Genomic DNA, 19,617 nt, shown 5'->3' with positions numbered 1-19,617 from the left:
GCTACGAGGCCCGGCAGCGCAGCAGCTGCTCATCACCGTTCATCCGACCAGCCTTCCAACCGGCACCAACAACGCGGGTTTACACAATCCCCATGGCGGTGCAGCCGAAGAAACGGCAACCAGGTCAGACGTGAGGGTCAGCAGCAGGACAGCTTGGCGACATCGGCGGTGTAGGTCTGGGCGGCGAGCTTCAGCGCCTCGGCCATGGTCAGGTATGGCGTCCAGGCGCTGGCCAGCTGGTCGACACTCATCTGCCCACTGATCGCGTAGGTGGCAGTGATCAGCTCCCCCGCCCCGTCGGCAACGGCATGCACGCCGAGCAGCCGGCCGGTAGCCGCCTCGGCGACGAGCTTGACCAGGCCGCGGGTGTCCCGGTTGGCCAGCGCCCGCGGCACGTACGCAAGGGCAGAGTGCGGCAGTCGCAGTGCAGGTCGGCTTCGGTCATCTGGCCGTCGGTCATACCGACGGAGGCGATGGCGGGGCTGGTGAAGATGACCCTGGGCAGTGCGCGGTAGTCCAGGATGCGGTCCGCTCCGGCCAGGCCGTTGTCGGCGGCCAGACCACCCTGCGCCGCGGCCACGTATACGAACTGCGGTCCTCCGGCGACATCGCCCGCCGCCCAGATCCGGGGGTGGGTGGTGCGCTGGTAGTCGTCGACGGTCACCTCGCCGCCCGCCGGTCTTGACTCCCACCGCATCGAGATTCAGGCCCGCCGTAACCGGGCGGCGGCCGGTGGCGATCAGCAGCTGCTCGGCCCGCAACTCGACATCCTCACCGCCGCGGTCGGCGGTGAGGATGTAGCCGGGTTCACCTCGCCGGACAGCCGTCAGACCGGTACCGGTGTGCACGGCGATGCCCTCGCCTGTGAAGACGTCCTCGATGGCGGCGGACACCTCGGGCTCCTCGACGGGAGCCAGCCGGTCCAGGGCCTCGACGACGGTGACCTGGGTGCCGAGGCGGGCGAAGAGCTGGGCCTGCTCCAGACCGACCGCGTTGCCGCCGACGACCACCATCGACTCCGGCAGCACGTCGAGCTCCATCGCGGTGGTGGACGTCAGATAACCGGCCTGCTCCAGACCGTCGACGGACGGGGCCCAGGGCGCGGAACCGGTCGCGATCAGATAGTGGGCGGCCTCGACCCTGCGGGTGCCGCCGCCGCTCAAGGCGACGTCCAGCACCGGGTTCTGTGCGGTCCCGGAGAAATCCGCGGTGCCGCGGCCCGTGCCGCAGACGGCGAGGAAGCTCCTCCTCTCTAACGAGGCAGAGGGATCAGGCGCCGTACTTGGCTGGCCTCGCGACCTCGCCCGTGTCCATATCCCGCGCGAACGCCCTGGTGGATGAGGTGTCACCGCGATAGACGATGACGACTGCTGCGAGGCCGACGGCCAGACCGAGAGCGGTCTGCAGACCGAACGGTTCACCGAACATGAGGGCTCCCCAGACTGCCGTGACCGGAGCCATGAGGAACATGAGCGTATTGACCTTGGTAACTCCGGAGCGCCTCAGGATGAGCCAGTACAGCCCGTACCCGCCGAAGGTCGACAAGGCTACGAGCCAGGTGATCGCGGCCCAGAATGAGAGCTCTGCGGGCGGCTTCGCGACTCCGGCACTCACGGCAAGGGCCGTGAAGATGACGGCACTGGTGGCGCAGTGGATGGTCATCGACACCGCGGGCGCGACCCGCGCGCGGGAGCGGCTTTCGAGGAACGTGGCCGCTACCAGCGAGAACATGCCGAGGAAGGGGATGAGATAGGCGCACCAGGCCGCACCGGTGCCAGCCGCGGCATCGGCCATGGTGACGATGGCGACGCCGCCCATCCCCAGGCACAAGCCGAGCCACTGCTTGCGCGAGGCGTATTGACGCAACAACGGTCCGGCAAGTGCTCCGGTGACGAGGGGCTGGACACCGTCGATCAGGGCTGTGGTGCCGCTGGAGACCCCGAGTTGGATCGCGTAGTAGACGGTGAGCAGATAGCCGCTCTGCGAGAGCACGCCGATCATGGCCTGCCGGGCCACATCCCGCACCGCGAGGCCCCGCCACGACGTTCCGGAAACGGCGGCAATGACGATCAGGGTGACGGCCAGCGGCAGGAACCGCCACATCAGGATCGTGACCGCGGACGCACTGCCCGCGCCGAGCTTGGCCCCAATGAACCCGGAACTCCAGCAGAGCACAAAGGCGATCGAAAGCAGGAAGTTCACGTCTCCCCCTCCACTATACAGATCGGTATACCCAACCGCTCACTATACAGATCGGTATACTGTTGAGCATGGGCACTACCGAGAGGCCGCAACGGATCACGATGACCCCTGCCGCACGGCGCGTCCTGGAGGCCGCCGCGAGGCTGTTCTACGAGCGCGGCATCCATGCCGTCGGGGTGGATCTGATCGCCGCCGAGGCCGGGGTGACGAAGAAGACCCTCTACGACCGGTTCGGCTCGAAGGAGCAGATCGTCGTGGAGTACCTCGCGGATCGCGATGAACGCTGGCGCGCCTTCCTCGCCCAGCGCCTCGACGCCGCACAGTCGTCGTCGGCGGCGCGCGTCCTGGCTGTCTTCGATGCCTCGCGCGCATGGTCGGCGAAGAACAGTTCCAAGGGGTGCAGCATGGTCAACGCTCACGCCGAGATCAGCGATCAGTCTCACCCCGCCTACCCGATCATCACCGGACAGAAGCAGTGGATGCTCGCCCTGTTCACCGACCTCGCCGGGGACATCACCCCGGACAGGGCCGACCATCTGGGCCGGACGCTCATGCTGCTTCACGAAGGAGCGCTCGTCGCGCACGGCCTGAACATCTTCGCGGACCCCATCAGCCATGCCCGCGAACAGGCGCAAGCTCTCCTTGCCGCCACGGGGGACTCCGCAGCGAAGAGGTGAGGCGACACCCAAAGACCGCTTCTGAGAGCCGGAAACAGGGGAATAGCGCACGGTCGGAATGAGTCCTCTGCGCCAGTAGGACGGCGGTGTCGAGGCGGCTGAGAACCGGGTGTGGGTGCCTGCGCCCGACCATGTGCGGCCGGTCGACGGCATCGACTACGACCAGGTCGCCACCGAGCGGCTGGAGCCGTCGCCTCAGTCAGCGGTCCGGGAGGCGCTCGGGGAGCGCCGGCCTTCGGGCTGGGTGCTGGCGAAGGTGCGCGAGGGGCGGGGCCCGGCCCGGGGTGTGCTGCACGCGCCCGACTGTGAGGAGGCGCCGCGGAGCGCACCGCTGCTCGATCTGGAGCACGCCCTGATCACCGCAGAGAACCCGGCGACGCGGCTGTTCACGCTGTGCGGCTGCGCTCTGGAGTTGACCCCGCTGCTGCGGGGCTTCGACCACATCGCCGAGTCCGGCGACTCCTGATCGCCTGGCCCCGGTGAGGCGGCGGCGCCGACGCGCAACCTGGCGAGCGCGGCCCCGATCCCCGCCTGCGTCTGCGTCTGCGCCGTCCCTTCTCCTTCAACTTCAGCAGGGACATGGGCGAAAGCGCCCGCAACGGGGATGTCAGGGGTCCGACCACGCCCGTACGGTGGGGGTGACCTGCACGGATGCGGCGGCGTCGCCGAGGCTCGCGCAAGAGGAGTCGCAAGAGATCCCGCAGAGTAGACGCAAGGGTTGGCGCAGGAGATGTAGCCACGAGGCGGTCCCGGGCCCGGTTCGAACAGCCGTACCTTTGGGTCGTGGCAGCCTCGTACGACTTCCCCCAGGACCTGATCGACGCTCAGGACGAACTCCGTCAGGTCCGCGCTGAACTGCAGACGGTCTCCAAGCGGTTGCCGTGGCCGGGCCGAACCGCTGGACGCGTGGGAGACGCACCGGTCAGGAGATTTCGCCTCTGCTCCCCTTACTTCCGACTGCTGCCGCTTAATGTAGCGGAAGCCCACGCTTAGGGGTGGTGCACAGGGCCATTGCGGTAGCGACGCGACCGGTAACACCGCTCAGCCGCGCGACCACTTCTGCTCGGCCCACGGGAGGTTGGCCGGCGCAACCCAGAAGTTGTTGAAGAACCTCACAACCTGCGTGGAGTCCGGCGCATCCAGCCCGGGTGGGGGCAACTCGCGGCGCTCCGCCGGCCGGGAGCACCCCAGAATGGCCTGCTCGAATCCGGCCGGGGTGTAGTAGTTGAGGCAGTGACAGACTTCCGTCCCAGTCACCTTGAACTCGTGCACGACGTTCCGCGGGAGGTGGCCCAGGCTACTCGGCCCGAGGACGACTTTCTGCCCCCCGATGATGGCTGTCATCTCGCCGGACAGGACGTAAAACGCCTCGTCCTCGAACGGGTGGACGTGCGGAGGTGGGCCGGACCCGACCGGCATGAACTGTTCGATGACGGAGTACTCGCCGTTGGTGTCGTCACCGCTGGCCAAAACCAGCCAAAGGATGTCAAGCAGCCACCGCGCGGGGGCATCGTCCCTGCTACGGGCAAAGGGATTGCCAGATACGATCAGATCCATGGCGATGACCTCCAGGAGCGCTACTTTGCTCCCGGATAGTGGACTGTTCCGACCAGCCTCTTGTTCGCCGGGGCGCCTGCTTGCCAGATGGTCAGGCTCGATGCAACCAGGGTCACGCACAGGCGATCCATAACCCGGCCTGGTGAGCTGCTGGTTTCGACCGACCGGTTATCTTTGGATTCCGCTGAAAATACGCTACCTCAGCTGCATCAGCGCGTCTAACCCATCGCTGGCAGGGGCGATCGTCGGTTCCCGCCACGTGCCCGACGGGATGTCGTCAGCCTTACTCGCGGCGCTCCTTCAGTCTGTGCCGTCTCTCGCCGCAGCATTATCAGTGGTGATCGAAGACAGCCCGGGACCGCAGCAGAGCGGGCCGCCGTACGCCGTCGGCGGTCATGAGGGAAGGTGGGGTGTCGCATCCGGGCGAAGATCGGTCAACTGCTGGCATAGGTGAGATCTACCAGCGCAGCCGTGCCTGGCCACCCACGCTCCCTATCAGCCGCCCATCGGTGAAGACCCGTAGGGCTCGAGACCGGCACCGACTCCTACCGCCTCGCCAGCACACGGGCCCGAGCCGAAGAACCCGCCAAGACGGGCTGGCCTCAGACAGCTACCTCCCTCGACTGCCAGCCGCCCTGACAGGCGGCTGGCAGCCCCGCATTCGTGATGCTCCCAGCAGGCACATCCGGTCCAGGCCGCGCTCGGCCGCCGCAGTGCGTCAACAGGTCTCACGAATCGAGTACGGCGGCGACGGCCTCGATCTCGACGAGCTGGTCCTTATAGCCGAGCACAGTGACGCCCATCAAGGTGCTGGGGACGTCATGGTCGGCGAACGAGTCCCGGACCACCTCCCAGGCCGCCACCAAATCCACCCGCCGGGTCGATGCGACGAGAACCCTTGTACTGATGACGTCGTGCAGTGACGCGCCGGCGGCAGTGAGAGCAGCCTGCATGTTCTCAACGGCTTTCAATGCCTGGCCCGCGTAGTCTCCGATCGCTGCGGTGGAGCCATCGTCGTTCAGTGGACACGCCCCGGCGAGGAAGATCAGGCGGGACTCGGCGGGCGCCGTGGCTGCATAGGCGTACTCGGCGACGTCGGACAGGGAAGCGGAGCGGATCAGAGAGATGGCACGGGCCACGGTCGTAGGGTCCTTTCCCATCGAGTGTTGAGCGCGGACATCCTGCCAACGGCGCGTCGGCGCCGCCTTCCCTTTTCTCGCCCCCCACGGCAACGCCGTCGCTTCTGGTCGACGCTCGTGAGACGGGTGATCACCAACTGACTCCGGAACCCGTCGAGAAACACTGTTTCGAGAGATCAACGAAGCCAACCCCGCGCGGATGTTCCCCAGCTCCCTGAAGCTAGGCGTCGACGACCGGACCACTCCCTGGTGAGGGGCGCAGCGATCTGGCCGCACGGGACGGATGGGGGTGGCAGGCAGTCTTTGGTGCAGACGGCGGTGTCCGGTCAGGAGTCAAGGCCGGTGGTGTATCTACTGATCGGGCTGACCGGGTCGGGCAAGACCACATATGCGAAGCAGTGGCTGGTGCCGGCCGGGGCAGTGCGGCTGTCCGTGGACGAGCGGGTCCACGAGAGGCACGGCTGCTACGGCGTCGACTATCCGGAGCGGGAATATTTCTCCCTGAAGGCCCCGGTGGTTGCCGAGGTCCGCGAGGAGCTGGTCGTGATCACCGCCGGGCAGGACGCCGTGCTGGACCACGGTCTGTGGCTGCGCTCGGACCGTGAGGAGTGGACGAAGCTCGTCGTCGAGGCGGGCGGCCGCACGAAGCTGTTGTACTTCCCCGTCGACCGCGAGGAGCTGCTGCGGCGCCTGGAGGAGCGCAACCGGCGCAAGGACGCGAACGCGCTGACCGTCACGGTGTCGGCGCTGAACGACTTCTACGCCCGGTTCGAGCCCCCTCATGGCGAGGGTGAGGAGATCATCCAGCCCGGCTCGTTCTGACCCGCCGGGGGTCGCCAGGTGGCAACCAGCCGCGTGGCCTCTGCCTCCCACCAGGCAGGGACGGCCCGGAGCGAGACGGGTCGGAAGCCCAGTTGCGGCGAGTCGACGGCGATCCGGCCGCCGTGGCGCTGAAGGTGCTCCAGCAGGCGGCGGGCCTCCGCCAGGCGGGCCAGCGAGGCGGTCTTCCATGTGCCGTCCGCCAAGTGCTGTGCGCGCCGCTCGGCGTCCTGGCGGACGCGGTCGCGCCACTTGAAGTGGTGGACCACGACAGGCGGTCGGTTCACGGGGCGGTGGCCCTCTGCACGATGATTGCCACCCAGGCCACGACCCCGACCATGAGGCCGAGCACGCCTCCGCCCGCGCCGTGTGCAGCCCAACAGAGCCGCAGGTGATCCTCGACCGCCCGGCCGCATGCGTCGATCGTGTTGGACGCTCGACCGATGTTCGCCAGGAACTGCAGCCACCGGTGAGCCTGTTGATGCTCTGCGACAGTGGGGAACTTGCCCTACGGGATGGGGCCATGACCGGAAGGTAGCGGACCCGTAGTCGAGATCGGGTGCAGCTGACAACATCTGACCATCGAGCGCTGGGAGACACACAGTGAACCATCGGGATCGCGAGACAGCACGAGCTGTGGCACGCTACCTGGCGCAGTGGTTGTCCGGCGTCGTTGCCGTCGGCGCCTTGGCGCTGTTGGGCATGATCGGGCTGATGAACGGTCCTCAGATGTTCGTGCTCTTCCTCAAGCGAGGCAGTCTTTCGCCTCTCATCATGATCTTCACTGTATCGGTGTTGGCGTGGCTATTGCTCCTCGTGGCAGGAGCACGATCAGGACGACATGAAGAATGCTGAACGCTGGATCTCTTTGGTCAGCAAGGTGATCGCGTTCGTTTCCACATAAGGCGCATCACCGTGGAGCCCTTGGCCTATCCGCCCTGCTTCTCCGCCACGGCGTCGGGGTTGGTCACTACAACGGCGGCGTGCTGAGCGGAGCGCCCACCTTCGCCTTCAGCAGGGCACGGGCCTCCTCGGCGACGTCCTCCTGCAGCTGCACCTTGTGCTTGCGGCGGACAGTGACAACGACGCCGGACAGGCGGCGGTCGATGGTGGAGGGGATGGTGAGGCGACCCGGGGGCCGGGCGGGGGGCCGGGCGGGCTGGAGCCAGCACCATTCGACAAACAGCACGAGCGTGCCGGAGCGGACGACGAGCGGGGGCAAGTTGGCCTCGGCGCAGAACCTGAGCCAGACCTTGCAGTCGGCGGCGCACGCATCGCGAGTGTTCCGCGGACGCCGCGCGTCGCGTGATGGGTGGCGTCCCGGTCGATGCCGGCGAACCGGCCCGGGCGGATGCCGGCGTCGACCTGACGGATCGTGATGCTCAGCGTGACCGATGACGATGTTGCGCTGCTCAGCCACGTCGGATGAAGAACAAGGCCGCCGCCACAACCAGCACCAGCCCGGCCGCGATGAGGTACAGGCCAAGACGTTCTTCGGGCACTGCCGGTGACCACACCCGCCAGGCCGACGGGGTGTAGCCGTCGGCCGCCAGGAAGGCCCCGTAGACCCTGGGGGGCGCACTGGTCTGGCCGCGCGCCCACAGCAGCACGCCTATGGCGGCGCAGGTCGCGGATATCGCATACAGGACCGTGACGCAGCGCGGGAGCGGTCTGTTCACAGGTTCTCCCTCGCCTCTGTCGTTGTGGTGTATGGACTATCGCTGCCCGTACCGGTCACGTCCGCGCCGGGGTCATCGTGTCAAGTGCCTGTGCGTACAGCGTGGAGCGACATGGTCATGGTGAGCCATCCCGCTGAGACGGGGACTTCCTTGCTGGCGCCCTTGCCGGTGAGGCCGAACAGCGTAGAACACCAGACGTCCACGTCGGCGGTGCTGCCGGTGTAGGTGCGGAGGGATGTTCCTGGCGGCATGGCACGAGAAACGAACCGACTGCCGGCGGGCAGGCGGCCCTGCTCGTCGAGACAGAGCTGAGTGGCCGTCATGACGGCGCTGCACATGCTCATGAAGTGACAGAGGGCTCCGGTCCGCCACTGTTACCGACGTAGCTGTGACGGACCGGAGGACCCTACCGACCGGAGCGTATGGAGCCCGAATAACGGCCCATCCACCCCTGCTTCTGTCCGCCACGGCGTCGGGGTTGCCGGCGCGGGAGGACTCGGTGACCGGTCCGCGGCGGGGGCTGTGACCGGTCGGCCGGATGTCGAGCTGGGCGCGGGCGCCGATGCGGGTGAGGACGTCGCCGACCGACTCTGGGTCGAGTCCGCCTTTCAGCACGGCGTGCCAACGGTTCTGCAGGGGCGATAGGCGAAGGAGTCCGGGTCGGTGTCGGGGCCCAGCTCCTGCTTCCAGCGGCGCCGGGCGCGCACGGGGCAGGCCGCGTTCGTCGGACAGCCACCGTTCACGTGGCCTCCTTGGAACCTACGACAGACCACATGTCAAGCAGCGACTCGCCGACACTTCCCGGCGACCCACCGCCACGGCGGGTGAGCAGACGTCAAAAGATCACCCGCAAGGGCTAATTGTCATTCAATCTCCAAACCGAAGTCGTTTTTGACAGACACTCAGCCCTCCTTCGGAGCGGCGTAAAGGACCTCTACATACCCGATCAGCCCCACAAAGCCGCAGATCCCGACCTCCTCGATATGACAGCAATAGGGGGCGTTAGTACGTTCAATCACGCACCGGCTGCCACAGCGGGCGCTCCTCTCTCCGTCTCAGAAGGAACAAGTCTCCGTCTCAGAAGGAACAAGCGACATGATCATGAACCGTTCCCACGCGACCGCCGCGGCCATCGCGGCCGCTGCGGCACTGACCGCGACCGGCATCACCTACGCCACCGCCGCCACCGCACCCCAGACGGCCCCGGCCGTCGTCAAGCAGGCCCCCGCTCCCGCCTACGCCCCGATGGGCGGCGAGGGCGGACAGGGCGGACAGGGCAAGGGCAACGAGGGCGGCGGCGGCGGCCGCGGCGGCGAAGGCGGCGAGCGCGGCGAGGGCTTCAAGGGCAAGCGCCACCACCGCGAGATCGGCCGGATCTTCATCAACGAGCGGTCGTTCTCCGCGCACCCCGACGGCTGCATCACCGTCGTAAGCGGACTGGGCTCCAGGAGCTTCAACATCCGCAACGACAGCAAGCAGACCGTCGAGTTCTTCCGCGGCGTCACCTGCGACAACGGCGCCCCCATCGCCACCGTCGGCCCCCGCAGCGAGGCCAACAACGTCCGCCCGGGCAAGAACCGGGACGAGGACGAGGACGAGAAGGGCGAGCACGAGAAGGGCGAGCACGAGAAGGGCGAGCACGAGAAGGGCGAGCACGAGAAGGGCGAGCACCACAAGAAGCACCACGAGGAGATGGAGGACGGCGTAAAGGTCAAGAACGGAGTCGTCGGCAGCTTCCGCGTCATCAAGCGCCACCACGGGAAGGGCGAGGGCGGCGAATTCGGCGGATTCGGCGGATTCGACGAAGACTAAAACCAGCAACCGCGTGATGCGCATGCTGGAGAACCCCGGCCCGCCGTAATCGGGCCGGCGCCCTCCGGCCAGGCGCACAACACAGAATCCCGGCCCGCCGCAATCGGGCCGGGATTCTCGTCTGGACCCCGGCCCAAGGACATCCCTTCTCGGAACACCGCCAGTCCACCTTCCACGGCATGACCGGACACATCCCCCTCGTTCCCCCGCCAGTCGGCCAACTGGTGCCGGGGTGAGGGTGTCGGGATGCTCGGGACCGGACAACAAAGCGGTGCGGCTGTGGGCGACGCCCGTCCAACACCTCGGTGACGGTCTTCCCGGAGGAGCGAACGAGCGCGACCGCATCCCGTTTGAACTCCTCCGTGTACCGCCTGCTGCGGTAGCTCTTGCTTCCCACCTGGCGCAACTTCCTCTGGAACCTCACGTCCCAGTCTCCAGGTGTCCACGATCAAGGGGAAAGTTCAGACCGAAGGCACCCGCCGGTTCGTCATGCGGCCCGGACGGCTCCGCGGGTGCGGGTCAACTGCCGCAACTCGGTGCGCACCGCCGGCACCGAGGGGACGGTCTCCCAGTAGGGGTGCCACCACAGGCGTACAGACAGGCGCAGCAGGCGGCGCAGGGCGGTGGTGCCACGGTTTGGCGGGGCGCGGCGCCTCGAACCAGGGCCTGCGGATCCGATCCCATCGACAGCAGCCGCCGCAGGACGTGCTAACGGAGCTGACCGGCTCCCTTGGGCTTCGGTCGACCACAGGCCCGACCACAGCAGCTCACAGCACTGCGCAGACAGTTGAGCCCTTGTGGTGCCGGTTGGTGGCCCAGGCGGCAGGTGTTCCAGCCGCGGCCGTCGCGTATCAGCGCGCCGGACCGTTCCAGGTTGGCCAGGTGGTAGGCGGCCGATGCCGTGCTGCGCATCCCGACGGCATGGGCGAGCTGCCGCATCGACGGTCCCTCACCCTTGTCTTCGATCCACCGGCGAATGCAGTGCAGGATCTCCTCTTCCCGCTCGGTCAGGTGCTCCGGGCGCCGGTTCACCTGCTCCTGCATGGCGCTGGCCTGGTGGCGCAGCTTGGCCCGTGCGGCCGGCATCCGGCCCGGCCCGGTCCAGTAGGGATGCCACAGCAGCCGGACGGACAGCCATTGCAGCCGGCGGCGCAGCACGGCGGTCCGGGCCGGGTACGGCGCGGGGTTGAGGAACATCGACGCCAAAACGTGCGTGTGTCAGTTCTGCAGCCGGATCCGCAGCGGGCCGATCGCCTCAAACCCGTGGCGGATGGCAGCATTCAGATCCTCACCGTGCTCATAGCCGACCACGGGCAGGCCGGGGAACAGCCCATGCACCGCGTTCAGCACCCCCGGCCAGACCGCGTCACCGCTACCGTCCCGCGCGAAGACGTTGGAGATCCCGACCACCTGGTCGCTGCGGCTCGCCACCGCCCCGGCGACCACGTGGCCGTCAGCGAAGCGACCGGCAAGCACGAAGGTGGCCGGATCGTCGGGCCACTCAGGCCGGAACAGGTCCGCGTTGCCCGCCCCGCCGTCCCAGGCGAGCGCCCAGGCCCGCAGCATCTTTGGACTGCGGACCACGTCCCAGGCCAGGTCCGGTGCAGCGGCCGGAGCGCCCGCCGGGCGGGCGGATCCACTGCGCGTCGAACAGCACCTGGAAGCCCGACTGGGCGGATTCCAGGGGTCGTTGCAACACGTGTGATCAACTGACTGTGGCCAGGAGCTTAGCGAGACGCTCGGCTGGGGTTTCCCAGCCGAGCATTTTGCGGGAGCGTCCAGCGCGTCACCTGCCGGAGCTGAACCAGCGATGCAGGGCTTCGTGCACGCTGTCGGGCAGTGCACTGAGCTCCTCAATCGCCTCCCGGTCTCCCGGCCAGGGGGCGATCCCCGCCGCGGTCAGCGCCGCAAGCAGGTCCAGCCGCCGCAGGTCACGAGGATCGACGCGGCAAGCAATACGGGCTGCAGAAACGGGCGGGGCCAGCAGGAAGTCATGCTCCGCGGCACGGTCCCACACTCGATCGGCTGACGCGGTGAAAGTCTGCATGATCTTGCTCCGTTCTGTGTGCGCTTCCTTTTCACGGCCGCGCCGTCCCCGCGGGCCGAGTGTCCTGCGGCTTCCTTCTCTACGGGCCTTGACCTTCTGGCGCGGCGGGCAGATCGATTCGCCGCCCGACGGCAGCCGCCTCTTCGGCCCGTTGCAATGATCGGCACCAGGCACAGTCCGCTCCCGCGTGGTCCTCGCGTCGCCCGCCATCCAGGCACCAGGCGGCCACCGGCTCAGCGGGGCCGGATACGAACTCGTCTCGCTCCACCGGGTCATTGCGCATGCCGGGCCAACCCCATACAGCCGAACCCCGTTACGGGCCACCATCACCCGCAGACCAGGCCGTAACCGCCAGGGCACTTCGTCCCCGAAGGGAATCAGATGTGTCTCCCCCAGCCTGTCGGTGACCGGCACGCATCGCATCCGTGCTACGGCACCCGACGGCGCCCTCACAGCAGGGTGGCCGCCAACCCGCCAGCTGTGGAGCGAGCAGCAGACCGCAACGTACGAGACCGCGTGGCGCGCCTGGCGCGACCTCGCCGGCACCGTCCCAGCCGCCGTTACCGAGTACGCAAAGGATGAAGGCCAGCCACGGAACGAGGTCGAGGCCGGCGCGAAGAAAGCCGCGCGGCACGCAACGGACGACGGCTCCTCGCAACGGCGCGTCGACAACCGCTACTCGCCAACCGCCCCTGCTCCTGCCTACGCGCGGGCGGTGACGCTGACAGCAGCGTCCAGCTGCCGATGGGTCCCGGAGTCTCCCCCCGGCACCGACGGCCGCCCCAGTCACTCGGCGAACACCGCCCTCCAGGGGCCCGTTAGACTAATGAAAACTATTATCGTTTTCATGGGAGGTCTTGGTGTGGATTAAACGTTGGCTGGCCGGTGTTGTGGCCGGGTCGAGCGTGCTGATGGTGGGTGCGGCGGTTTCGGCGCACGAGAATTCACCTCGGGTGCCAGAGGTGAAGCAGGTGAAGGAGCGGTTGCTGGTCTCGGACTCCGAGTCGGGCGACGTCGTGGTTGTCGACGACGGCGCGGTCGGCGAACGGCTTTCGACACCACCAGCTCCCCTGAGCCTGGCGCGCAGCGACGACGGACGGACGGCGGTAGCGATGCGCGGCCGCAACACCGATCGTGACCATGCCACCTTCATCGACACCGGCTACGACGAGAAGACCGGGAAGGCGCGCCGCGCCTTCGTGGCCCGTACCTGGATCGCCCAGTCCCCGGGTGGGGTCACGAACGGGCGGATGCCCGAGGTCGCCGGCAGAATCGGCATCTCCGAGGAAGGCGCGGGCTCGATCACGTTCGTCGACCCGGCCGGGCTCTCGGGGCTCGGCGATACCGACGCCACAACGCTGCGGCTGGCCGGGCCGGATCACTACGCGTTCGTGGTCGGCCGCGACGGACCGGGCGAACCGGTGCTCGCCGTCGGTCACCTCAGGCGCGGCGGGGTGGCGCTACTCGACCCGACGATCGGTCGGCAGACAGCGTGGGTGGGCGGCTGCCCCGTCCTGCACGGCGGCACCACCGATCTCACCGGCCGGCGGGCGATCTTCGGCTGCGCCGACGGGTTGTTGAGTGTGGACCTCGTTGACCACACCAACACCAAGACGCCGTACCCCTCACAGGTGCGCGCCGCCAACTTCCACGCCGGTCCAGAGGGCATCCGCTGGGGAACGACGGAGGGGGCGCAGTCGAGCATCCAGCGCATCGCCACAACCGACCGGCAACCGACTATCGAGCCGGTCGACCTCGCAGTCAACGGCGAACGCCGCACCCAGTTGCGTACCACTGTGGCCACTGACGGGTCGCAGTTGATCGTGCTCACTCACCAGGGCTGGTTGCAGATCCGTGACGGACGCACGGGGGCACTGAGTCGGGAAGTTCGCGTTGACCGGCCGTACCCCCTCGACTACCACGAACACACGGAAAAAGCCGAGATGCCCGACCTCGCCACCGGCGGCGGCGTTGTGCACGTGTCGCTGCCACGTAGCGGCCGTCTGCTCACCGTCGACCTCGACAGTGGCAAGGTCGTTCGCCGGCTCGACCTCGGCGGCATGCCGACCCGCATCATCCGGTTGTCGACGACCCCATAGCACCGTGAACCGATGTTGGCCTCCCGGTCGGCACGCAGCTCGGCCGGGAGGCCGACATCGGCGCAACACCGCTCGGTCGACATGAGCTTGGCGTTTAACGGCCGGCCTCGAACGCGGCATCAAGCTGATCACCCTCACGAGGATTCCCCGTACGTCGGAGCAGCCTTCGCGGAACCGTCACGCTTCCGGGCGCGCTTCTACGACTGCCTGAACGGCAGGAGGGACGCGTTGTTCGAGGCGGGGGCTCGGTTCCCGGAGTCGGCCAGGGAGGTTCCGGCCGCCGCGGTGGAGTACATGGCTCAGCAGGTGAAAGTGCCGGCGGAGGCGTGGGCGGCGTACGACTGGCAGGGCGATCGGGCTGCGGGCCGCCGAGGCCAAGGGCAGCAAGGGCGGCCGCCGCCCTGCCATCCCGACCGGGAAGACCGACGCCGTCCGCACGGCGCACCTGAACGGTCGGTCCATCGCCGCCCTGGCCCGCGAACACGGCGTCAGCCGCGGCCCCATCCGCACGGCCATCGGCGACCTCATGCCCGAGCACACCACCGCCAGCCGCGAAGACGTCCCGGCCCCGGAGCTACCCGTCACCCTCGACACGCCGGGCAAGGTCGCCGACTTCCTCCGCGCCACCGAGATGGGCGACGCCGAGCTGGCCGCGCTCGACCACGGCGTAACCGTACGGCGCGGACAGGGCTACACCCTGCGCGTCAGCGCCACCCCGGCAGTCCACCGCCGGCTCCTCGCCCGCTGCCAACCCCTCGATGGCACCCAAGGCGCCGCAACCGTCCCGGCACAGCGCAAGGCCCGCCGCGAGTACGAGAACCGCGTCAATGCCCTTCAGGCTGCTACAGCCTGACCATGATCAACCTCAGCGCCCACCACGGTTCGATTGATCCCCGGGGCCGGGATCGGTGTGCGCGTGCGGCCCGGGTGGAGCCGCATGGTCAGTTCCGGGCGGTGCCGTCGATGAGCGCCTGGACTCCGTCGAGGAGGCGGTCGAGTCCGAAGGCGAGGGGATCGAGGTCCGTGGCGGCGAACGCGCCCTCGGCGAGGGCCTTGGTCAGCGCGGGGAACCGGTCGGCGTGCCGGTCGAGTAGTTCGCCGGTGAGACGGTTCCACTCGCGGTCGTGCTCCTCGTCGAAGTCGACCAGTTGCTGGGCGAGGTTGCGGACCAGTCCGACGGCCAGCAGGAAGACCTGGTGGCGCTGGGGAGCGGTGAGGCTGGTCGGTTCCAGCACCGCCAGCGCCGCGTCCAGCCACTGGAGTTGGTGGGGACCCATGACCTGGCGGCGCATGGCCACAGCCGCCAGCGCCCAGCGGTGGGTCTCGTACACCCGCAGACACTGCCGGGTCCACTCCCGCATCCCGGCCCGCCAGTCATCGCCCGCGACGGCCGACAGGTCGGGCCCCTCGGCCAGCACCGACTCCACCATCAGCTCGACGAGTTCGGCCTTCCCCGGCACATAGCGGTACAGGGCCATCGCGGAGACACCGAAACCGGCGGCGACCTTGTTCATCGACACGGCGTCCAGTCCCTCGGCGTCGGCGAGGTCGACGGCGGCCGCGGCGATCCGCTGCGGGGACAGGCTGGGCTTGGGCCCGCGGGTCGGCCGGTCCTGTTCCCCCCACAGCAGCGCGAGGCTCGCGCGCAGGTCGCGCGCCTTGTCCTGGTCCGCGCTCCTGCTGCGGCTCTTGGCACTCGCTTTCGGCATGACCATCCTCTCCAACTCCATCTTCCGCGGAGCCTGTTGACTCCCCCTCCAACTGTATATACCGTAAACCGAAACAGAATCTGCTGATGCCATAAACAGTTTAGAGGGAAAACTCATGCTCGGCACTCTCCTCACGGCCTCCGCCGCCACCCTCCTCGCCGCCCCCGTGGCCGGCCTGCTCGGCCACCGCCACCTCAGGCGCTCCGCGAACGCCAAGCGCCTGCGCATCACCACCCCGAACGGCATCGACGAGTCCGGGTACGTCCGCATCGGCGGCATCGACCAGTGGCTCTCCGTCCGTGGCGAGGACCTGGACAACCCCGTGATCCTGGAGCTCCACGGCGGCCCCGGCGCGTCCAACCTGATCCACGCCCCGCGCACCCGCACCTGGGAGCGGCACTTCACCGTCGTGCGGTGGGACATGCGCGGCGCCGGCCGGACCTTCGCCCACGGCGGCCCGGACGGACAGGGCGAGATGAGCCTCGACCAACTCCACCGGGACGCCCTGGAGGTCACCGAGTACGTCCGTGCCCGCCTCTGCGTCGACAAGGTCGTACTGGTCGCCAACTCCTTCGGTACGGTCACCGGCCTGCGCCTGGCCCGCAGCCACCCCGAGCTGTACTCCGCCTACGTCGGCACGGACCAGAACATCGTCGGCGGCGGACACGACCGGTCGGCCTACGAGGCGCTGCTCGACCGCCTGGAGAAGTCGGGCAGGCGCAAGGAGTTGGCCGCGGTGAAGGCGATGGGCGCGGACAGGTCGGCGTGGACGGCGCAGAAGTGGTCGCAGTACGCCAAGACCGTCGTCACCACCGACCCGCTGACCTACGACACCATGAAGACCGTGGTGATCCGCTCACTGTGGTTCTCACCCCTGTACACCCTGCGGGGCCTGCGCTCCTACCTGAAGGGCATGACCTTTGCCGAGCAGTTGGGTCCGCAGGCCATGACCGTCGACGAATGGGCGGAGGGCACCGAATTCCGTCTCCCGTTCTTCGTCTTCCAGGGCGAGAGCGACGTTCTCACCCCGCCGGAACCGGCCCGCCGCTTCGTCGACTCCGTGTCCACCCCGGTCAAGGACTTCGCCCTCATCCGCAACGCGAGCCACTTCGCGTCCTTCCGCCACCCCGACCAGTTCCTGGACCTGATGCTCACGAAGGTACGGCCGGTGGTGATCGCCGCGGAGTCGGCCACCTGCTGATCCGCGAGAACCGCCCCGCTTTGCCGCGGGAGGCGGACAGCCGGTACAGCGCCGCCGCTCACACGGACTCGCTAGTGCTGTGACCACATAGGTTCGCCGGGTTGGCAGTGGGAGCGGTTGGATGGGCGGTGACGTCCGTTCCAACCGCTGGAGGTGTGGTGGCCGAGCCTGTGCGGGTGCGCAGACTGACCGATCAGGAAGGGCAGAAGCTGCAGCAGATCGTGCGCCGGGGCAGTACCAGCTCGGTGCGCTACCGGCGGGCGATGATGCTGCTGGCGTCCGCCGGCGGAAACCGCGTCCCGGTGATCGCGCAGCTCGTCCAGGCCGACGAGGACACCGTCCGGGCCGTGATCCACCGGTTCAACGAGATCGGCCTGTCTTGCCTGAACCCTCGATGGGCGGGAGGCCGTCCCCGCCTGCTCAGCGATGACGACGAGGATTTCGTCATCCAGACGGCCATCACCCGCCCCACCAAGCTCGGCCAGCTCTTCACCCGCTGGTCGATCCGCAAGCTCGCTGCCTACCTGCGCCGCGTGCACGGACGCGTCGTCCGCATTGGCCGTGAGGCCTTACGGTGCCTGCTGCGGCGCCGCGGCATCACGTTCCAGCGCACCAAGACCTGGAAGGAGTCCCCCGACCCCGACGCCAAGCTCGACCGGATCGAGGAGGTGCTGGACCGCTTTCCGGACCGGGTTTTCGCCTTCGACGAGTTCGGCCCCCTGGAGATCAGACCCACCGCCGGCTCCTGCTGGGCCGAACAGGGCAAGCCCGACCGCCTGCCGGCGACCCACCGCCGCACCCACGGCGTCACCTACTTTCACGACTCTTAATGGGTTTGGTCAAGCTGCCTGAACCTCGCCGGTGGCCTTCTCCCGGGGGTTGTACTCCTTCTCATAGAGCCGGCCATCCCGGAGTATGGCCCACAGGATGGAGACTCGTTGGCGGGCAACAGCGATGACAGCCTTCTTGTGACGACCCCTGTCGTGCGTGTAGCCCTGGTACTTGCGTAGGTACATTTCCTTCTCCCATGTCCCCGCAGTCAGGCATGCGGCCTGGCTCGACAAGAGGAACGCTCGTTGCAGGGGACGGCTGTACTGAGTTGGCCGGTGGCGGTTTCCGGTGTTCGATCCGGAGTCCCTGGGGACGGGGGCCATTCCTGATGCGACAGCAAGCCGTCCAGCACTCGGGAACCGGGAAATATCGCCGATCGCTGCGAGGAGTTCAGCCGAGAGGAGCTCACCGAAGCCGGGCATGGAAAGGACAATGGGCGCCTGAGGGTGCTGGGAGAGGAGTTCCTTGATCTTGTTTTCCAGTTCCTTTAGGCGGACGTTCATCTGCGTGATCGTCTGGGCGAGTTCGGCTACGAGTTCGGCCGCCAAGTCCTCTCCGCTGGCCGCTGATTCCTGGGCCTTAGCGGCCGTCACGGCCTTCTCTGCGATGGTCACAGCCTTTCTCACTCCGCGCTTGGCGAGCCAGGCCGTGAGCCTGCTCTCGCCCATCCGCCGGATGGCTGCTGGTGTCTGGTATCCGCAGAGCAGGACCAGCGGTCCGTCGGATCTGGCGAACTCGAACGACCGCTCCAGCTCCGGGAAGATGCTGGTCAACAGGGCCCTCATGCGGTTGACGGTCCTGGTTCGCTCGGCTGAGAGGCAGCTGCGGTGGGACAGGATCAGCGTGAGTTCCTTGGTGATCCTTGAAGGCGCTGGCACAGGGACCGTCTGTCGCCGGAGGCAGCGGGCGAACTCAGCAATGATGTAGGAGTCCTTCAAGTCGGACTTGCCCTGGCCGCTGAAGCTCTTCTTGAACGCCGCGAACTTCGAGCCGGTGACGTACCGCGGATTCTGGCCGTGGCTGGCCAGTGTTCCCAACAGCAAGGCTGCTGGCCCGTCAACGAGGTCGAGAGCCCATGTCACGTGGTCCGCCGTATCCATGACCTCACCGAATGCGGCCAGGATGTCGGACTCGGAATTGATCACTTTGCGGTTCCACAGAGCGTCGCCGTCGGCGTCGACCACGGTGATCCATTGATGCCCTTTCCCTACGTCGATGCCGGCCCATACCTGTGGCGGCCGTTGCGTCATCTCGTCTCTCCAGGTCGAACACGAACAGGCAGTGCCAGGCCACCCCTCGAGCAAGTCCGTACGAGCGATCGAGATCGCAGCTCTTAATCAGTTATGGCGGGTGACCAGAAGGCTGGTCGACGGAGTCAGCATGAGCCCCATGACGGGCAGGAGTACAAAAGTCGCATCCAGCCTTCCTGGCTATAGATGCAACGATCATCAGACAGTCGGGACACCCACCGGCAAGTCCGTACGAGCGATCGAGTCGCCACTCTTAATCAGCGGTTACGGGGCGTCTCGGAAGGCCGGCCGACAGAGTCGTGAAGAGCCCTTTGATGGGCAGGCTGCTACGAGTCGCCTCCGGCCTTCCTGACTGGACGCGGAGTTTACAGCCCGACCGGGTGCCCACCTGCACGCCCGTACTGTAGCGATCCTGATCGCAGCTCTTAATTAGCAGCGAGGGCGAGCAGCGGCACCAGTGTCCCGGGGCTGCCGCTCATGCCCGATCGAGCCTGACTGAACCCGGATCCACCGGCTTGATGTCTGTGGATAGCTTCTCCGGAGACGAGGAAGTGCCTTGTGACCTGCGATGATGGGAGTTCTTCACGCTTCCAGC

General features: G+C 67.6%; 19 protein-coding genes and 4 pseudogenes. 9 read left to right on the top strand and 14 right to left on the bottom strand.

From position 1 onward, the window contains the following. Positions 1–137: 137 nt before the first annotated feature. The 3 genes and pseudogenes from ACIQFZ_RS29365 to ACIQFZ_RS29355 all read right to left on the bottom strand — a co-directional run. Positions 138–395: pseudogene (locus tag ACIQFZ_RS29365) on the bottom strand (mercuric reductase); the annotation flags it as partial. Further along, positions 281–1,178: pseudogene (locus ACIQFZ_RS29360) on the bottom strand (FAD-dependent oxidoreductase). The pseudogenes ACIQFZ_RS29360 and ACIQFZ_RS29365, both read right to left, overlap by 115 nt. A gap of 91 nt (positions 1,179–1,269) precedes the next feature. Further along, entirely contained in the window at positions 1,270–2,202 is a 933-nt protein-coding gene (locus ACIQFZ_RS29355) for a DMT family transporter (RefSeq protein WP_365435818.1), read from the bottom strand. 68 nt (positions 2,203–2,270) lie between these two features. On the opposite strand from ACIQFZ_RS29355, the gene ACIQFZ_RS29350 reads away from it, so the two are divergent. Next, the gene (locus ACIQFZ_RS29350) at positions 2,271–2,879 is read left to right on the top strand and encodes a TetR/AcrR family transcriptional regulator (protein WP_376653216.1); all 609 of its coding nucleotides are present in this window, start codon (positions 2,271–2,273) and stop codon (positions 2,877–2,879) included. 115 nt (positions 2,880–2,994) lie between these two features. Further along, on the top strand, positions 2,995–3,345 hold the full coding sequence (locus ACIQFZ_RS29345) for a DUF6233 domain-containing protein (RefSeq protein WP_383061455.1): 351 nt from the start codon (positions 2,995–2,997) through the stop codon (positions 3,343–3,345). Between the two features lie 575 nt (positions 3,346–3,920). Here the strand turns inward: ACIQFZ_RS29345 and ACIQFZ_RS29340 are convergent. Both ACIQFZ_RS29340 and ACIQFZ_RS29335 read right to left on the bottom strand, forming a co-directional pair. Beyond that, positions 3,921–4,436: a cupin domain-containing protein gene (locus ACIQFZ_RS29340; protein WP_383061454.1), complete on the bottom strand. Its 516-nt coding sequence runs from the start codon at positions 4,434–4,436 to the stop codon at positions 3,921–3,923. A 728-nt stretch (positions 4,437–5,164) separates the two neighbouring features. Then, positions 5,165–5,575, bottom strand: a complete 411-nt coding sequence (locus ACIQFZ_RS29335) for a RidA family protein (RefSeq protein ID WP_402692606.1) — start codon at positions 5,573–5,575, stop codon at positions 5,165–5,167. 342 nt (positions 5,576–5,917) lie between these two features. Between ACIQFZ_RS29335 and ACIQFZ_RS29330 the strand changes: the two genes are divergently transcribed. Continuing rightward, entirely contained in the window at positions 5,918–6,397 is a 480-nt protein-coding gene (locus ACIQFZ_RS29330) for an ATP-binding protein (protein WP_365436582.1), read from the top strand. Here the strand turns inward: ACIQFZ_RS29330 and ACIQFZ_RS29325 are convergent. Next, complete coding sequence (locus tag ACIQFZ_RS29325) at positions 6,355–6,681, bottom strand: hypothetical protein (protein ID WP_402692605.1); 327 nt, start codon at positions 6,679–6,681, stop codon at positions 6,355–6,357. The genes ACIQFZ_RS29330 and ACIQFZ_RS29325 overlap by 43 nt on opposite strands. 349 nt (positions 6,682–7,030) lie before the next feature. Here ACIQFZ_RS29325 and ACIQFZ_RS29320 point away from each other — a divergent pair, with 349 nt between their 5' ends. Continuing rightward, positions 7,031–7,249, top strand: coding sequence for a hypothetical protein (locus tag ACIQFZ_RS29320; RefSeq protein ID WP_365436576.1), 219 nt, complete (start codon positions 7,031–7,033; stop codon positions 7,247–7,249). A gap of 115 nt (positions 7,250–7,364) precedes the next feature. On the opposite strand, the gene ACIQFZ_RS29315 is transcribed toward ACIQFZ_RS29320, so the two are convergent. From ACIQFZ_RS29315 to ACIQFZ_RS29305, 3 genes are all read right to left on the bottom strand, one after another. Continuing rightward, entirely contained in the window at positions 7,365–7,814 is a 450-nt protein-coding gene (locus ACIQFZ_RS29315) for a hypothetical protein (protein ID WP_402692604.1), read from the bottom strand. Then, positions 7,807–8,073, bottom strand: a complete 267-nt coding sequence (locus ACIQFZ_RS29310) for a hypothetical protein (protein WP_365436570.1) — start codon at positions 8,071–8,073, stop codon at positions 7,807–7,809. Before ACIQFZ_RS29310 ends, ACIQFZ_RS29315 begins: the two co-directional genes overlap by 8 nt. Positions 8,074–8,153: 80 nt before the next feature. Next, the gene (locus tag ACIQFZ_RS29305; RefSeq protein WP_376654665.1) at positions 8,154–8,417 is read right to left on the bottom strand and encodes a hypothetical protein; all 264 of its coding nucleotides are present in this window, start codon (positions 8,415–8,417) and stop codon (positions 8,154–8,156) included. 751 nt (positions 8,418–9,168) lie between these two features. Here ACIQFZ_RS29305 and ACIQFZ_RS29300 point away from each other — a divergent pair. Continuing rightward, positions 9,169–9,885, top strand: a complete 717-nt coding sequence (locus ACIQFZ_RS29300; protein ID WP_402692603.1) for a hypothetical protein — start codon at positions 9,169–9,171, stop codon at positions 9,883–9,885. A 708-nt stretch (positions 9,886–10,593) separates the two neighbouring features. Here the strand turns inward: ACIQFZ_RS29300 and ACIQFZ_RS29295 are convergent. The 3 genes and pseudogenes from ACIQFZ_RS29295 to ACIQFZ_RS29285 all read right to left on the bottom strand — a co-directional run bounded on the left by ACIQFZ_RS29295 (position 10,594) and on the right by ACIQFZ_RS29285 (position 11,932). Beyond that, positions 10,594–11,082, bottom strand: a complete 489-nt coding sequence (locus tag ACIQFZ_RS29295) for a hypothetical protein (RefSeq protein ID WP_402692602.1) — start codon at positions 11,080–11,082, stop codon at positions 10,594–10,596. 21 nt (positions 11,083–11,103) lie between these two features. Continuing rightward, positions 11,104–11,551, bottom strand: a pseudogene (locus ACIQFZ_RS29290) (hypothetical protein); the annotation flags it as partial. A 120-nt stretch (positions 11,552–11,671) separates the two neighbouring features. Further along, entirely contained in the window at positions 11,672–11,932 is a 261-nt protein-coding gene (locus tag ACIQFZ_RS29285; RefSeq protein WP_365431239.1) for a hypothetical protein, read from the bottom strand. 857 nt (positions 11,933–12,789) lie between these two features. Between ACIQFZ_RS29285 and ACIQFZ_RS29280 the strand changes: the two genes are divergently transcribed. After that, positions 12,790–14,031 carry a hypothetical protein gene (locus ACIQFZ_RS29280; protein ID WP_402692601.1) on the top strand — a complete coding sequence of 414 codons (1,242 nt, stop codon included), beginning with the start codon at positions 12,790–12,792 and terminating at the stop codon, positions 14,029–14,031. A 526-nt stretch (positions 14,032–14,557) separates the two neighbouring features. Next, positions 14,558–14,884, top strand: coding sequence for a resolvase (locus ACIQFZ_RS29275; RefSeq protein ID WP_365431230.1), 327 nt, complete (start codon positions 14,558–14,560; stop codon positions 14,882–14,884). Positions 14,885–14,972: 88 nt separating this feature from the next. On the opposite strand, the gene ACIQFZ_RS29270 is transcribed toward ACIQFZ_RS29275, so the two are convergent. Then, positions 14,973–15,740, bottom strand: a complete 768-nt coding sequence (locus ACIQFZ_RS29270) for a TetR/AcrR family transcriptional regulator (protein ID WP_383064391.1) — start codon at positions 15,738–15,740, stop codon at positions 14,973–14,975. Positions 15,741–15,855: 115 nt separating this feature from the next. On the opposite strand from ACIQFZ_RS29270, the gene ACIQFZ_RS29265 reads away from it, so the two are divergent. Together ACIQFZ_RS29265 and ACIQFZ_RS29260 are read left to right on the top strand one after the other, a co-directional pair. Next, a complete protein-coding gene (locus ACIQFZ_RS29265; RefSeq protein WP_402692600.1) occupies positions 15,856–16,941 on the top strand; it encodes an alpha/beta fold hydrolase in 1,086 nt (361 codons plus the stop codon). A gap of 158 nt (positions 16,942–17,099) precedes the next feature. Beyond that, positions 17,100–17,762 (top strand): annotated as a pseudogene (locus ACIQFZ_RS29260) (helix-turn-helix domain-containing protein); the annotation flags it as partial. An 18-nt stretch (positions 17,763–17,780) separates the two neighbouring features. On the opposite strand, the gene ACIQFZ_RS29255 reads toward ACIQFZ_RS29260, so the two are convergent. Further along, positions 17,781–19,022, bottom strand: a complete 1,242-nt coding sequence (locus ACIQFZ_RS29255; RefSeq protein WP_402692599.1) for an IS110 family transposase — start codon at positions 19,020–19,022, stop codon at positions 17,781–17,783. Positions 19,023–19,617: the final 595 nt, after the last annotated feature.

The organism is Streptomyces sp. NPDC093064 (assembly GCF_044754605.1).
Taxonomy (GTDB): domain Bacteria; phylum Actinomycetota; class Actinomycetes; order Streptomycetales; family Streptomycetaceae; genus Streptomyces.
The sequence above is the reverse complement of the archived record's forward strand: the minus strand, read 5'-3'. Positions and strand labels throughout refer to the sequence as shown.

Coding starts and splice junctions, on each gene's coding strand:
- ACIQFZ_RS29350 (WP_376653216.1), top strand. CDS start 2,271: ATGGGCACTACCGAGAGGCCGCAACGGATCACGATGACCCCTGCCGCA.
- ACIQFZ_RS29340 (WP_383061454.1), bottom strand. CDS start 4,436: ATGGATCTGATCGTATCTGGCAATCCCTTTGCCCGTAGCAGGGACGAT.
- ACIQFZ_RS29305 (WP_376654665.1), bottom strand. CDS start 8,417: ATGAGCATGTGCAGCGCCGTCATGACGGCCACTCAGCTCTGTCTCGAC.
- ACIQFZ_RS29300 (WP_402692603.1), top strand. CDS start 9,169: ATGATCATGAACCGTTCCCACGCGACCGCCGCGGCCATCGCGGCCGCT.
- ACIQFZ_RS29295 (WP_402692602.1), bottom strand. CDS start 11,082: ATGTTCCTCAACCCCGCGCCGTACCCGGCCCGGACCGCCGTGCTGCGC.
- ACIQFZ_RS29285 (WP_365431239.1), bottom strand. CDS start 11,932: ATGCAGACTTTCACCGCGTCAGCCGATCGAGTGTGGGACCGTGCCGCG.
- ACIQFZ_RS29275 (WP_365431230.1), top strand. CDS start 14,558: ATGCCCGAGCACACCACCGCCAGCCGCGAAGACGTCCCGGCCCCGGAG.
- ACIQFZ_RS29270 (WP_383064391.1), bottom strand. CDS start 15,740: ATGCCGAAAGCGAGTGCCAAGAGCCGCAGCAGGAGCGCGGACCAGGAC.
- ACIQFZ_RS29265 (WP_402692600.1), top strand. CDS start 15,856: ATGCTCGGCACTCTCCTCACGGCCTCCGCCGCCACCCTCCTCGCCGCC.
- ACIQFZ_RS29255 (WP_402692599.1), bottom strand. CDS start 19,022: ATGACGCAACGGCCGCCACAGGTATGGGCCGGCATCGACGTAGGGAAA.